Here is a 13,874-nt window from a genome sequence, read left to right on the forward strand (position 1 = left end):
GTGCATCGCCGCCATTGCCCATCCGCGACGGCCGTCACGCTCAGCTACGTGTTAGACCATCTGGCGCCCGGGGGTTGCCTCTATCGCGTGATGAGCGTCAGCCGTCCTCCAGCTTTGCCTGTTGGGGCGTGTACGCATAGGCACGGTTATTGATCACATGTTGGAGGAGTGGGAATGAGGGTCCGCACAGCAGTGCTGCTCCCGGTCGCTACGGTCGGCGCCATCATGGCCACCACCACCCCCGCGACGGCCGCCGATACGACGACCACCTTCACCGTGACCGGGACGACGGGCCTCACCATCACCGCGTCGGCGACCGCCTCTCTGTCCTCCGCCGCCCCCGGCGGCGTGGCATCGGGCCAGCTCGGCACGGTGACAGTGAGCGACCAGCGCTCCCAGCTGGGTACCACGTGGACCGCCACCGTGTCCCTGAGTTCCGCTTTCAAGACGGGTGGCGGCACCGCCGCCGAGACGGTCAGCGGCAGCGACGTGACATACAGCCCTGGCTCGGCGACCGCGGAGACCAACCCCTCGCACACCGCCGGGAGCGCGGGCACCCTGGCAAGCGCCCGCACGGCGTTCTCCCGGGCCAGCGGTGACGGCGCGAACTCAGTCAGCTGGAATCCCGCGGTCACCGTCAATGTGCCGGCGTCGAACGTCTCCGGTACCTACACCGGCACCATCACGCACTCCGTGGCCTGAATCCCGCCCCGTGCATAAAAGGAATGTCTTGTCTCTCCGGGTCCTGGCCGCTTCCCTGGCTGCTTTCCTGGCGTGTTCCACCACAGCGGTGCCGACCGCCGTCGCGGACTCTTCGTACGACACCGGATTCATCGGCTTCCGTCTGCTCGAAGCCCCGGTCGTGCGGCATGATGACCCGCGGGCACTGAAGTACATCGTCGACCACCTCAGGCCGGGAACCGTCATTCACCGCCGGTTCGAGGTCGCCAACAAGACGGGCAGCCGTCGCGAGGTACAGCTGTACCCGGCCGCGGCCAGGATCGCGGACAACAGGTTCGTGTTCGCCGAAGGCCGCACTCCCAACGAACTGACCCGGTGGACCAGCGTCCGGCCCGCCGTCCTCAGGCTCAAGCCGTGGGAGAAGACCGAGGCCAAGGTCACCATCAAAGTGCCGGACACGGCGACGCCGGGAGAACGCTACGCCGTGGTGTGGGCCGAGTGCGGAACGCCACCGGATGCCGCGCACAACATCGGCTCCATCATGCGGGTGGGGACGCGCGTGTACCTGGACGTCAGTAACAGCCGGGAGTACGCCGACTTCCGCATCACCAAGATCATCGCCCTCCGTGACAAGCACGGGTCGCCGAGCATCGTCGCCTACGTGCACAACACGGGAAAGCGGGCACTGGACCTGAGGGGGAAGGTCAGACTCTCGGACGGCCCCGGCGGGCTGGACGCGGGGGCCCATCCGCTGACCGAGGGCGTCACCCTGCCACCGGGCGGCAGGGGAACGGTCAGAGTGGACGGCCTGATCAAGAGCCTGCCCGACGGACCCTGGACCGCGCACCTGCACCTGGAAAGCGGCATGGTGCAACACGACCTCGCCGCACGCCTGACCTTCCCCAAGCCGGGAGGTATGTCGGTCGCTTTGATCGAGATCGCCTCCAACCGAAGGGTCTGGTATGCCGCGGGAGGAATTCTGCTGACCGTCACCGGTGCCACGATGACGTTCCTGCGGTACCGGCGCCGAAGCGCCACGAGAAAACACACATGAGTTCCCCTTGTTGACACTCTGGGGTGAACCACCGGAATTGCGTGCCCGGAGCACCCGGACAAGTCCTTGCGCTCACCCAGAATGCGGGAGAACCACACGCCGGATGAGCAGAAGGAGAATGAGTGGGATCACGATCCCCCTCATGGGCCCGAATCGCCTTGCGGATCGGCGTCGGAGGAGCATTGTGTGCGAACTTCCTGGTCCTGCCTCCGGGACAAGGGCCTCCGGCGGACGCCGCGACGGCCACAGCAGTCTTCCTGATTCCCGAAGCGCTGTCCTCCGCCTCGATCACCGCCCCCGCCTCGGCCAGCCTGGGGTCGGTCACGCCCGGTAACACGCTGACCGTGCAGATGGGGCAGGTGCAAGTCACGAGCACGTCCACGATGCGGTGGACGGCGACGGTGTCGGCGACGAACTTCACCACCGGAGCGGGTTCCCCCGGCCAGACCATTGCACGGGGAAACCTGTCCTACTGGTCGGGCCCCGCCACCTCGAAGTCGGGGCCCGGAACCTTCAGTCCCGGTCAGGCCACGGCCGCCAACAAGGTGACGCTGGACACCGCCCGCACCGCCTTCTCCTACACCGCGGTCAGTTCATCCAACACCTCGTGCATCTGGAAGCCGACGCTGATCATGTCGGTGCCCGCCAGCGCGGTGTCCGGCGCCTATACCGGAACAGTGACCCACTCGGTCGCCTAGCAGCCGGCTGCCAGGCGACTCGCGAGTCCTACGGGGAGGTGGTGTTGAGCAGGACCGACACATCACCGGAGGTGTAGTTCGCCACCGTCACATCAGGGCGGGAGTCCTCGTTGAAGTCCCCTACCGCGATGCCGAACGGCCCGTTGTCGGCGGCGAAGTCGGTCTTGGAGGCGAAGGTGCCGTCCCCGTTGCCCGGCAACACGGACACCGTGTTGTCGTTGGCGTTGCCCACCACGAGATCGAGATGACCGTCACCGTCGAAGTCCGCCACGTCCAGGGGGACCGGCGCGTTGCCCACCGCGTAGTCGGTCTTGGTGTTGAACGTGCCGTCCCCGTTGCCCAGCAGCACCGACACTGTGGCGTCGCTCAGGTTGGGCACAGCGATGTCAAGGTTGCTGTCACCGTTGAAGTCCGCTACCTGGATCCGGGTGGGTGAGCTCCCGGTGCCGTAGTCGGTCTTGGTGTTGAAGGTTCCGTCGCCGTTGCCCAGCAGCACCGACACCGTGTTGTCACTGACGTTGGAGACGACCAGGTCGAGGTTGGTGTCCTTGTTCACGTCTTTCGCCACGACCGAGAACGGGTACGCTCCCGTGCCGTAGTCGGTCTTGGTGTTGAAGGTTCCGTCGCCGTTGCCCAGCAGTACCGACACCGTGTTGTCGTTCGTGTTGGAGGCCGCCAGGTCGAGGTGGCCGTCCTTGTCGAAGTCGCCGACCTCCACCTTGTAAGGGCCCGAGCCGGTCGCGTAGTCGGTCTTGGTGTTGAACGTGCCGTCCCCGTTGCCCAGCAGCACCGACACCGTGTTGCCGTTCAGGTTGTCGACCGCCAGGTCGAGATTGCCGTCCTCGTTGAAGTCACCGACGGCGACGCCGGCCGGGTAGTCCCCCGTGCCGTAGTCGGTCTTGGTGTTGAACGTGCCGTCCCCGTTGCCCAGCAGCACCGACACCGTGTTGTCGTACGAATTGGCCACGGCCTGGTCGAGGTGCCCGTCCTTGTTGAAGTCGGCCACCCGCACCGCCTGAGCAGCGTTCCCTGCCGCGTAGTCGACATGTGTTGCAAACGTCGGGGCACCCGCCCACGCGGTGCCCTGAGCCGTGAACAGCGCCGTCACCGCCGCCAGAACGGCGATCACGTATGTGCGGCCTCTCCGAGCTTTCCGGGCCGGTCTTTTCTGCGACATCTCTCTCCTCCTTGCCGGTAACCATTCGTCGAAGCGATGGCCTGAGAAAAGACCTACGGTCGCGTTGACGACCCCATGGCCCCTCATTTCGGCGATCTCAGCGGTGACACGCCGTCACGCTGGAAACCATACGGTCCCGCGCCACCGAAATGCCGTCAATGAAAAGGAAATCCTTTGGAAGAGCGAATTGGCGCACAAAACCACTTCGCGGGGGGAGTGAAAATTCCTACGGCGCACGCCGGAGCAGAACAGGCACTCACTCCTCCGCGCCGTCGTCGTCGAACCCCGGCGCATCCGGGCCACGCTGCGGGCGCCAGCCGCCAGCAGTGATGGATGCGGTGAAGCAGTAGCGACCCAGCACGTCGAGGTTCTTGTGCTTGACCGGTCTCTCTAGAGCCACGGATCAGAAGGTCGCAGCAGGTGAAGACGGTCTGGCCTAGAGCCAGGCCGTCTCAGTTCCCGTCTCATTCGGCGAGGTTCACCGCCGCCCAGGCAGGACCGTCCGAAGGGGCCGCCCCAACACTCAGGCGCCCATGAACGCAGGTGAACGGCCCTGTACACCGCCCAGTAAGGCACCAACAGACTTGGAAAGCGTGCGCCCTCGGTGCCTGACGGTCCCTGAGTACGCGATGCTTTGGTATGGCCCCTGAACCTAGCGCCGCACCGTCGATGACCACTCAGGTGAGTGCGGTGACCGACGGAACCACCAGAGTCTTCACCTGGGAGGAAGACGCACGCATCGAGGTCCGCAACCTCGGCCGAGAGATCGTCATCGAAGCCAACGCGGCCGGGCTGAAGACCCTGGCTGGCCATCTCCTCACACTCGCCCAGGACGGCACACCAGATGGCGCTCACCTCCACCTGGAGGAGCACAACGGACTCGAAGAGGGCTCAGCAAGCCTGGTCTTGGAGAGGTGCGACGACGAATGACTCGTGCCAGACGTGTGCCAGATCGTGCGGGGAACCACGGGGAACAGCGGGGAACCCGTCCACCGTCCACCAAGCGTCTACGTCTCTCCGCCGCAGGTCAGGATCGGAGCCAACCCTAGATACCCTTAGCTTCCCAAGCTCATGGCCTTGCGGTGGCCAGACCGCGGTTGATGAGGGCAACGATTCCCGTTCAGCGGACCTGGGTATCGCTGAGGGGTGCCCCGGCGGGGCGAGCCGTTGTGTGAGTGCAGCTAGAAGGTTGCGTGAGTACAGGTGCAGGGGGGGACTCATGGCGCGCCGCAAGACAGTGATGCAAGTGCTCGCCGAGGCGTACAAGGCGAAGCAGCAGGCCAAGGCTGCTGAGTTAAAGCGTGCCCAGCAGAAGGAGCAGCGGGCAGCGAAGGCTGCTGAGGAGCGCCGACGCCGTCAAAAACGGGAAGCCGCCAAGGCCGAGACCGAGCATGCCCGTCTGTTAGCCGCAGGCGAGAAGCACCTCGACCGGGAACAGGCTGCACAGGCACGCGAGGTTGCCCGTATCGAGCGGGAGTTGGCTAAGCGCCAGGCCGAGCGACGGCGCGCTGAAGAGCAGCGAGAACGGGAGCAGGCCCACGCGGAGAAGGAGCGGCAGAAGCACGCGCGCGAAACCCGATTGGCGCAGTTGCACGATGAGGCAGAGCAACGCACGCTCCAGGCCCACGGCGGGCCGTGGCCTCCCTGTCCGGCGGCGAGCATCCGGTCCGCAAGGGCCGGCCGTGGTCCCCTCCGCCGGAGGACCGGGTACTGCTCGTGTCGGCCTACTGGCGCACGAATTTGACGATGCGTCAACTCGCGCCGCTCTTCGGCATCTGGAAGTCCGCGGCCGACCGGATCATCGACCACCTCGGTCCCGCGCTTGCCCTGCGGCCCCGCACGCGGTTCGCCAAGGGCACCGTGGTCATCGTGGATGGCACCCTGGTCCCCACCCGCGATCACACTATCGCCGAGCGGTCGAAGAACTATCGGTACTCCACCAACCACCAGGTCGTCATCGACGCCGACACCCGCCTAGGACTTGTCCGGCCGATCATGTTGCTGGTTAGGGTGCGAGCGTGTCCAAGCCGAGCGCGAGCAACGAGACCAGCAGCATGGTCTGCCTGTGGGTCGAGCCGTGGGCCGAGACATGGTGATCACGTTATCGCCTCACGGCGGCCGGTTCCCGATCTCCGCCCGCTGGTAGCCTCTGCACACGCTGACCAGCGCAGCCGTCCTGGAATCGATCCTGCGGCTCGGTTCTTGGAAAGAGTGACGTGATCAAGCGGGTGCACATGACCGCCGGAGTGGTTTTGGCGGCAGTCATAGTTTTGTCCGGATGCGGCGCTACGAAGTCGGACAAAGCGAAGTCCACTCCGCAGCCTGCGTCAACGGCAAGGTCTGGCAGCGCGGTCGGCGCCCCCAGTGCCGACTCCGCGTCGAGTACCGGTGAAAGCGGTGGCAAGCAGAGTTCGCGGCCGACCGCCCCTTCCACCCCCACGGCGTCCCCCTCCGTCGCTGCTGCCCGGCCTCTGAAGGACGGCACCGCCGTGCTCACGCACTGCGCGGACAAGGACGACCCGTACGCGACCGCCGCGGTCCGGAATCCGAACGGGCGCCAGGGTCTCTTCGCCGTGAGAATCAGCTACAAGAACGCAAACGGCTTCACCATGACCGAGACCTACGACGAGGTGTCGGTGCCTGCGAAGAGCAAGGCGAAGGTTCGGGTGGCCGTTGCCAGCGCGGGACCCGTGGACGAGATCGCTCGCTGTGAGGTCAATCCACGGGCCACTGCCGTGCGGTGACGGCCCACGGAGCTCACCTCGTCCGAAAACGGCCTGGGAGCCGCGCGACGATCGGTTCCGCCTGCCGGCGCCCGGCAGGGTGCCGAGGAAATGGGCGACGGCTCTTGGCCGGCTGTGACCCGCGAGCGGGGCGCGGGGACACGCGTGCCGGGCCTCGACGAAGGCGTAGAACGCAGCCCTCGACACCAACAGACGCGAACGCCGACGGTCGGCGCTGAACCTCAGCGAACGATCAGCCCAGGATTTCGGCGGGTTGACCGAGGCTGCCGAGCCCCCATGATCGACCTGATAAGGATGAGGCCAGACCTCAAAGCCTTGGCCAAGTACGGGCGCCGTCACATCGCCTGGCGCCACTTGCCTTGGCTCGGTCATTGAGACTCCTCAAACTCGCCTGCCGTCTTATCACTCACCGACAGTTCGGCTCATTGTCGCGCGCCGCCGACAGTACGACACAGGGCCGGCCACTACCGGTGGGTGATCAAGCAGACCTTCGCCTGCCCTACGGATTCCGACGCCTGTGAATCCGCTGGGAACGGCGAGCAGAGATGCGCGAGGCTTTCCTCAGACTCGCCTGCTGCCACATCACCCACCGACAGCTCCGGTCATCCTGCCAGCCGTTGCAGCAGATGGCGCCTCAATTCAACGACCGTGCAGACGAGTTGACTAATCTTCGTCGCAGGTAGCGTCGTAGTTCCTCTCGTAAGAGTCTTTGTAGCCCTGCACGTATTTCGAGTTGCTCGACTTCGGGGCAAAGGACTGGCGGTAGTTGCAGTCTGCGCCGTCGCTCTTCCCTGCCGCCCGTCCATCCACCTGGCCCTGCTGGTAGGGAGTACGGGTCTTCGTCGGCTTGGGGGTGGGGCTGGGCTGGGCCGACGCTTCGTGCGCCACCGAGGTGGCTGCTGCTGCCTGCGATACGACCGTCGGCGCAAGCGTCAGACCTGCAACCGCGGTGATAGTGCCCGCAAGCAGTGCAGTGGTTCGCTTGGCGCGCATGGCTATCCTCTTTCTCAGAGACTGTTGCTTGCATTGATGCACCGCCACTGCCGACACGCTGAGCCGGTTACGGACCATGCAGCGTTGTCGGGGGCTCGAGGCATCGGGTGCATCAGAGCCGAAGCACTTTGGCATTCAGCGCCCGCCTTCAGACGGCTGGATACAGCCGATGCTGTGGCACCCATCTACGTTATCGAACAGACGAAACTATGTCCATTTCTACGACTGTCGCACTCTTTTATGCGGCTACGTCCCGCCGGGCGGCGCAGTCACTCGCCGAACTGCTTCGTTGTCCGCAGGGGAAGCTGCCGGTCGCCCCGGCCGGTTTGGCGGTGTGCTAACCGGTAACGACCGCCGGCTGCTGACGCCGCCGGCCACTGCGCCCCTGGCCTATGCCGGCAAAGTGCCCCAGGAGGGACCGTGGGTGAGTGGAAGCAGGGGAAGTGGGGTTGGCCGACAGACCGAGGCGGCTGTCCGCAACAAGACGACGATGGGACGTCCGTTGCTACCTCCACCAAGATGACTGGACGAAGCTCGGCCAGGCCGAACTGAAGAAGAGGGTGAGTATGCGCCGCAAGAAGTGAGCCGGAGCCGTGGGGTGAGTGTCTAACTGTGTGACAACGTCGACCAACATCGGCGGACGAGCGCGAATGTCCGCCAACCATCAAGGCGGGTGAGAGGCCCAACAGTGCGAGGCAGCGCCCTCACCCAAGTTGCTTCGGGACGAAGCGGTCGCTCCCAACTGTCCCGAGTGCAGCCAACCCATGAAGTTCGGCGGCTTCGTCCTCGTCGATCGGGAGGACGATGGTCGGCGGACCTGCCGGGGGCTGTGGAGGTGTACCGGTCGGCATGTCTGGTGGCGCTGGGCCGACCATCCGGAGGAGCCGTTGGAGGCCTGCCCAATGCCCGAGCTGTTCCGCTGACATCCAACGCTGACATCAACGCCCCCGGATGGCGGCGGCACACAGCAGCCACGTACGGAACCAGTTCGTGAGGCGAGCCGCGACCAGGCCGAGGGGAGATCGAACTCCTAAAGCGGGTGCCGCAGGTTCGAATCCTGCCGGGGGCACCAGGCAAAACGGCCCGGACCGATCATGGTCCAGGCCGTTTTGACGGCACGGTTTGACGGCAACGGACGCCGAGCTTGCTGCACAGGCCTGCTCGGGCCTGAGCCTGCGCGTTCAAGTGCTCCAAGGCCCTCCCTGCCCGCTTCACGCGCTTGCGCCGGCGTTCCCGCTCCGAGGAACCAACGGAATTCGCTGACCTGCTGAAACACGGCTCTCGCAGAGGGAAGGTCCCGCGTCGAAGCGTGGAGATTGGCTTCATGAGAGGTGACACACTGGGCACCCAACAGGGCCCCCGCCGAACAGTGATCTTGGTGGAGACACGGTTCTGGCAGGCGCTCGGTTTCAGTAGCCGGCCCCGCCTCCGTCGGCGACGGTGTCCTCACCGGGGTAAAAGCTGCCGTCGCCGTAATCGACGCTGCCGGCGTCATCGGTGACCTGGCCGGGTTGGTAGGGGTCGGGGTAGATGCCGTCTTGGGGAAAATCGTCATCGACGTTGCCATTGGTGTAGCCCGTGCCGGGGTCGCCCCACAGCCCGGGGTCGTACAGGCCGCCGCCGTCACCGTCATGGGTGACCACGGTCGGCGAGGCTGTGGAGTGGCTCAGAGCCGGCGTCGCGGCGGATGCCGGAAGGATGACGCCCCCGCAGATCACCGTGGTCGAGGCAGCGACCAGTGCGATGCGGGCGACCCCCTGCTTGGGCGGGACCTTGTGGAGCTGGGAGTCAGGGGTCATCGGTCTGTTCCTTTTGATACTTGAACATTCCCTCTCTGCACTCGGAAGTACGGGCGGGGTCGGTGGATTGGTCCCAACGGGATCGCCGTGCCTGGATGGCCGGCGTTTTGGTGAGAGGGGGTCTCGTCGCGGAGGAATCCCGCCTCACCGTGCAGGCCGCGCCTCCTTGTCCGGTGAGGCCAGTACGTCCAGTGGGCCCCAGGGGCATGGGGCTGTCATGTGCCGACAACTCGGGACTTGACCGATCCGAGGGCGTCCGGTACATGCCGCCACTTCTCCCCCGCCCTGGCGCGGGCAGCTGCCTGCCGCATCCGGTGCCAGCGCAAGGGCGCGATGCAGAGGGCGGGCAGCGGGACCGTGCGGGACGGCGGCTCTTCGGGTCGTCGTCGAGGTCGAGGTCCGACCAGCGAAGGCCGACGATCTCGCCCCGACGGAGACCCATGGCGATGGCGAGCACGAAGGCCGCGTGGAGCGGGTCCTTACGAGCGGCGGCCAGGAAGTCGAGCGTCTCGTCCAGGCTCCTGGGCTTCAGCTCGCTGTTGTCGGTGCGAGGCGGCTCGACGAGCTTGGCGTACGTTGCGCGTGATCGGTTCTTCGCGGCACGTCGGCGACGTCGAGCGATTCAAGCACCCGTCGTCGCTCCGCTCCTCCGGGCGGGCACACAGTGCATGAGGTCGGAACACGTCGTGGCAGGGGCGGTCGGCTCCGCGACTTCAGTGCTGACTGTTGCGGAATCCGATGACCACGGCACCCCACCAACAGACCTGAGACACCAGCGCTGTTGCGGCTCCCCAGGCGAGGAAGCGCGGGGCGAACGCGTCCGCGCCCTGCTGCGTCATGCGCCTGTTCAGGAGCCCGGCTTGGAGGCCGTTGAGGGTGAGGACGAGCACCAGCCCCCACTTGATGCGGGTGAGGGCGGAGCCGAAGTCCGGGTGGAGCATGACGCCGCTGGCCACTAGGCCGGCGAGGCCGGTCCAGATGGGGACGTGGAGGCGGCCTGCGTTGTTCAGGGCGTCGCGCAGGGTGCACCGGCCCGTCAGACACAGGAGAGCGTAGTAATCGGCCACCAGGACAGCTCCGAAGCCGAGGACGAGCGAGGCCAGATGGGCGAAAAGCGCCGCGATGTGGAGGGTGGCATCCACGCGCAGATGCAGGGATATCCAGGCGCAGGCCGATAGGCCCAGGCAGGCGGCGAGTGCAGCGGCTGCGACCGTCCACCAGGTGTCGTACAGCCCCAGCCGCTGGACGGGCGCCGCCTGAGGGGACACGGACGACTCCGAGGGCAGCACGGACACAGACGACTCCTAGGGCAAACACAAACAAGACTTAGGTAAGGCTCACCTAAGTGTTTCTTCAAGTCAAGGTCGCGCCTGCACGGGCTTCCTGCCGCGGCGCGAGCGTGATCAGGGCGTGTCATTCCTGTGACCTCTGCTTGGAGGCGCGGGGCTGTACAGCAGCGGAGTACAGCAACCCCGCCGACTGGCACCAACCGTCCATGTGCCTCACTGATCGGCTGGCCAGCAGGTCAGACCTCGGCGACCGACCGACCGAGTTCGCGGCGAGGGCCACATCACGGCACCCCCGCTCGGGCCGTCTCTGGGCCGTACGGCGGTACTCGACGACGACCAACGGGCAAGTAGCTCTCCCAGTCGTCGTCCAGAGGCATCCAGGTCACCGGCTGCCCGGCCTCCGCGACCAACGGGGTCGCTGCAGCGATGACCGCGGCATACGGCCACCCGAGAGTGACCGGCCAGTTCCAGCCGCCCCGCCGACCTTTCGGGTAGGCCCCCCGGGCCGAGGCCCCCGCCGGCGGCGATCATGAAGACAAGCTGAGCTGTGTGATGATGCACGGAAGGTGACCGGCCCTGGGGAGGGACCGGGTGCGCGAGAAGGGCGGGCCCCTCGTGGGGAAGGGTGAGGCGTCCATACCGGACGAAGAGTGGGAGCGCTTCCTTCGTGAAGCCGAGGCGGGGACCAAGGGCGCGCCTGAGGAGCCGTCGGCGCGGGCCCGGATGGTGGCGCGGCGACTGCGGGAAGAGACGGGCCCACAGGAGCCGTGGCGGAGTCATCAACCGGACCGGCGGCAAGGAGGCAAGGGCTGGTACGTGATCGGTCTGCTGGTTGCGGTCGCCTTGCTGGTCGTGGCGCTGGATCCAGGGCGGGTGCCTGGATGGTTCCGAGGCGGAGGCGGCGAGAGTGCGCCGCTCGCCGTGGAGTCGGAACGTCCGGATCAACCGCCGCCGACGGAAGCGGCGGCCCAACGCCCGACTCTGCAGCGGCCGTTCAGGGGGTCGCCCGCGGCGCGGTGGGGTGACGGGACGGCTGGGATCGGCCTGCCTGAGGCACGGGCGACCGGCTGGATGAGCAAGGGACAGGTCGCGCAGGCTCTCGAAAAGACCCGGGAGTTCCTCGCCGCGTCCAGTCTGGATCCTGGTGTGCTGCGCGGGGAGCGGCCGAGGAAGGCGATCGCGTTGATCAATCCTCATCAGCCGGATGTCCAGGCCTACCTGGCGACCGCGTTCCGTGCACCCAGCCGGGAGAACGATCCTCTGCTGCTGTTCAGCCGGTTCGACAAGACGAAGGTCCGGCTTGTCGGGGATGTGGTCAAGGCGCGAGGGCGGATCACGTATCGAGAAGGTCAGCGCGGTGCGGTCGAGGTGACCACCGATGTCACGTACGTATATCCGGTCGTACGCGCCGCAGCGGGAAGCGATGAAGTCGCACGCACCATCGTGCGCCGCGAGGTCGTGATGAATTGGGACGACCCGGCCAAGGTCGTCGTCGAGCCGGGTACGTTCTCACTCGTCTCCTACAAGGTGGACACCACCAACGGTGGCTGCGATACCTTCACCGGCTACCTCACCCCCGAGTTCGGCGCGGACCGCACGGCCTCGCGCCGGGGAGACGGCCCCGAGGTCGACCCGTACGACCGGAGCACGTCGATGGAAACGCGCATGCGGGAGGCCGGCGATGCGGGGTGCGGGACTGCCACACGGTCGTGAGCGGCAGTTGCAGGAAATCAGAACCGCATGGCCGGGGGCCGCATGCGTCCCGGGTCGGTGGGTGTCCAGCTGCGTGACATCACCCACGAACACCAGCGAACAAGCAGTGGCGGCCTGCCCTGGTCCGACTACAGCCGGCCCATGAAGTCCGGCGGCTTCGTTCTCTCCGCGCGGGAGGACGATGGCCGGCGGATCTGCTGGTGGTTGTGGAAGTGCGCCGGTCGGCATGTCTGGTGGGAGAAGGGCCGGGGAGGGGTTCCGACGGCACCGGCAACGGCGTCGGGGTAGACGTGGCGACGAACCTGCCGAACGGCACCGTACGGCTGTCGGTGCTGTGGACCAGGAGATCTGCCTGCACCCCGACGACGACGCCGAACGGGTGGCCCGGTCACTGCTCCGAGCTGCCGAACACGGCCGCCACGTCGCACCGTCGGAAAGCCCGGGAACCGACCAAAGCACCACGGCCAGCCTCGACACCAAGTGCCCCGCCCGGGACCAGCCTCCGGCGGGGGATCGGTCGGTACCGGGACGGAGGGGGTGCCGTCAGAGCCACTGGTCGAACACGAATCCGATGGCCCGGCGGGTCAGCTCTTCCTCGATCCGCCGTTGGATGCCGCCGCTCGGGTTCGTCTCCGGCTCCGTTTTGGGCAGACGGGCCCACCAGGCCGGGCTGCCACCGGGCAGCGACACGATGCCACCGAAACGCATGTCACCCGCGAACCACACAAGACCCCGTCCATCCGTCATGCCCGTCCATACCTCGCCGGGCAACCCTCGACCGGAACTCACTCGCGACTGAGCCGTCCGGGGCAAGCAGCAGGCGTCTGGCCTCCTCCCCCTGGACCGCCTCCAAGCGGCACGGCCACACCTGCCATGGGCTGGACATCGCTGCCGTGACAGCCTCCCGCAACTCGCGCACGCTGGTCTTGCTGCTGTCGGTGATCCAGGTGTACGCGGCAAAACCCAGGAGCAGACCACCGGATGCGACAGGCCACTTGAGAGCGGGCTTGGTGAGGGCAGCAAGAAAGAGCGATGTCCCGAAGATGATGAAGAAGCAGTACCCGCCCACTCAGGCCATACCGATCCGCTTCTTCGTCGCGGCCGTGAGCGCCTCGTCCATTGCAGACCGGGTGCTCGGTGTCATCTCCTCCGCTGGTCGCGACGACACCTGGTCGCCGAACTCCTCCGCCGGCACAGCGCCCCTCCTCGGCCGAGGCAGACCCGAACCCGCCCGCTGCTCCGGCCATTGAACAGGCCGGACGCCTTTGGGTACCAGGGGTGCTCCCCCTGCAGGAATCAGCGTGGCTGGGCCGTCTCCGGCACGCGACGTATGCCGGTGTGATCTTCCACCTCGATGCGGGTGCCGCGGGTCGAATCCTGGCGGGCCTTTGCCGATGCCCTACGGCTGCGGTCATACACCTCCCTGCGCTTCTGACACCTGGTTGGCCTCACAACCTCACACCTTGGACATGCCCGGAATGCCAGTTATGTGAGCTGTCGGTACGTTCATCGCAGGTCGGTCGTCCGGCCGACGCACAGTAAGAAAGAGAGAAGTGCCCATGCCCCCGCGTGCTTTCGCTGTGGTCGGCGCCGGTATAGGCGCGACCGTCCTCGCAGCCACCGGCATAACCTATGCCTCGACCGCCGAGTCGAGCCTTGCGTCCCCGCCTGCCCACCGGGCAGCCCGGCCTCTCCACCAACCCGCCCAACCGGCCCACCACGCCGC

Annotated in this window: 14 protein-coding genes and 3 pseudogenes; 9 read left to right on the forward strand and 8 right to left on the reverse strand. The window is 66.6% G+C overall.

The features are described 5' to 3' along the window. Positions 1-174 precede the first annotated feature (174 nt). The 3 genes from ACQPXS_RS21455 (at position 175) to ACQPXS_RS21465 (ending at position 2,433) form a co-directional block, all read left to right on the forward strand. A complete protein-coding gene (locus tag ACQPXS_RS21455; protein WP_433450937.1) occupies positions 175-702 on the forward strand; it encodes a hypothetical protein in 528 nt (175 codons plus the stop codon). A 28-nt stretch (positions 703-730) separates the two neighbouring features. Next, positions 731-1,735 (forward strand): peptidase, encoded by a 1,005-nt coding sequence (locus ACQPXS_RS21460; protein ID WP_433450938.1) that lies wholly within the window; start codon positions 731-733, stop codon positions 1,733-1,735. Between the two features lie 158 nt (positions 1,736-1,893). After that, positions 1,894-2,433, forward strand: a complete 540-nt coding sequence (locus tag ACQPXS_RS21465) for a hypothetical protein (protein WP_433450939.1) — start codon at positions 1,894-1,896, stop codon at positions 2,431-2,433. 28 nt (positions 2,434-2,461) lie between these two features. Here ACQPXS_RS21465 and ACQPXS_RS21470 read toward each other — a convergent pair whose 3' ends face one another. Next, positions 2,462-3,562 (reverse strand): FG-GAP repeat domain-containing protein, encoded by a 1,101-nt coding sequence (locus ACQPXS_RS21470; protein ID WP_433450940.1) that lies wholly within the window; start codon positions 3,560-3,562, stop codon positions 2,462-2,464. 304 nt (positions 3,563-3,866) lie between these two features. After that, on the reverse strand, positions 3,867-4,010 hold the full coding sequence (locus tag ACQPXS_RS21475) for a hypothetical protein (RefSeq protein ID WP_433450941.1): 144 nt from the start codon (positions 4,008-4,010) through the stop codon (positions 3,867-3,869). Between the two features lie 290 nt (positions 4,011-4,300). Here ACQPXS_RS21475 and ACQPXS_RS21480 point away from each other — a divergent pair, with 290 nt between their 5' ends. After that, entirely contained in the window at positions 4,301-4,540 is a 240-nt protein-coding gene (locus tag ACQPXS_RS21480) for an Imm32 family immunity protein (RefSeq protein WP_433450942.1), read from the forward strand. A 472-nt stretch (positions 4,541-5,012) separates the two neighbouring features. Here the strand turns inward: ACQPXS_RS21480 and ACQPXS_RS21485 are convergent, their stop codons facing one another. Further along, entirely contained in the window at positions 5,013-5,237 is a 225-nt protein-coding gene (locus ACQPXS_RS21485) for a hypothetical protein (protein WP_433450943.1), read from the reverse strand. Between the two features lie 38 nt (positions 5,238-5,275). Here ACQPXS_RS21485 and ACQPXS_RS21490 point away from each other — a divergent pair. From ACQPXS_RS21490 to ACQPXS_RS21500, 3 genes and pseudogenes are all read left to right on the forward strand, one after another. After that, positions 5,276-5,605: pseudogene (locus tag ACQPXS_RS21490) on the forward strand (helix-turn-helix domain-containing protein); the annotation flags it as partial. Positions 5,606-5,826: 221 nt separating this feature from the next. After that, the gene (locus ACQPXS_RS21495; RefSeq protein WP_433450944.1) at positions 5,827-6,354 is read left to right on the forward strand and encodes a hypothetical protein; all 528 of its coding nucleotides are present in this window, start codon (positions 5,827-5,829) and stop codon (positions 6,352-6,354) included. A gap of 459 nt (positions 6,355-6,813) precedes the next feature. Next, positions 6,814-6,959, forward strand: a pseudogene (locus tag ACQPXS_RS21500) (IS5/IS1182 family transposase); the annotation flags it as partial. 58 nt (positions 6,960-7,017) lie between these two features. Here the strand turns inward: ACQPXS_RS21500 and ACQPXS_RS21505 are convergent. The 4 genes and pseudogenes from ACQPXS_RS21505 to ACQPXS_RS21520 form a co-directional block, all read right to left on the reverse strand. Further along, positions 7,018-7,347 carry a hypothetical protein gene (locus tag ACQPXS_RS21505; protein WP_433450945.1) on the reverse strand — a complete coding sequence of 110 codons (330 nt, stop codon included), beginning with the start codon at positions 7,345-7,347 and terminating at the stop codon, positions 7,018-7,020. A 1,409-nt stretch (positions 7,348-8,756) separates the two neighbouring features. Beyond that, on the reverse strand, positions 8,757-9,146 hold the full coding sequence (locus ACQPXS_RS21510; protein ID WP_433450946.1) for a hypothetical protein: 390 nt from the start codon (positions 9,144-9,146) through the stop codon (positions 8,757-8,759). Between the two features lie 266 nt (positions 9,147-9,412). After that, positions 9,413-9,772 (reverse strand): annotated as a pseudogene (locus tag ACQPXS_RS21515) (site-specific integrase); the annotation flags it as partial. Between the two features lie 87 nt (positions 9,773-9,859). Further along, on the reverse strand, positions 9,860-10,441 hold the full coding sequence (locus ACQPXS_RS21520) for a hypothetical protein (protein ID WP_433450947.1): 582 nt from the start codon (positions 10,439-10,441) through the stop codon (positions 9,860-9,862). 609 nt (positions 10,442-11,050) lie between these two features. Here ACQPXS_RS21520 and ACQPXS_RS21525 point away from each other — a divergent pair. Further along, positions 11,051-12,148 (forward strand): hypothetical protein, encoded by a 1,098-nt coding sequence (locus ACQPXS_RS21525; RefSeq protein WP_433455895.1) that lies wholly within the window; start codon positions 11,051-11,053, stop codon positions 12,146-12,148. A 543-nt stretch (positions 12,149-12,691) separates the two neighbouring features. Here ACQPXS_RS21525 and ACQPXS_RS21530 read toward each other — a convergent pair. Further along, positions 12,692-12,895 carry a hypothetical protein gene (locus tag ACQPXS_RS21530; protein WP_433450948.1) on the reverse strand — a complete coding sequence of 68 codons (204 nt, stop codon included), beginning with the start codon at positions 12,893-12,895 and terminating at the stop codon, positions 12,692-12,694. 296 nt (positions 12,896-13,191) lie between these two features. Here ACQPXS_RS21530 and ACQPXS_RS21535 point away from each other — a divergent pair, with 296 nt between their 5' ends. Continuing rightward, the gene (locus ACQPXS_RS21535) at positions 13,192-13,398 is read left to right on the forward strand and encodes a hypothetical protein (protein ID WP_433450949.1); all 207 of its coding nucleotides are present in this window, start codon (positions 13,192-13,194) and stop codon (positions 13,396-13,398) included. Positions 13,399-13,874 lie beyond the last annotated feature (476 nt).

It is taken from the genome of Streptomyces sp. CA-142005, from assembly GCF_050942335.1.
Taxonomy (GTDB): domain Bacteria; phylum Actinomycetota; class Actinomycetes; order Streptomycetales; family Streptomycetaceae; genus Streptomyces.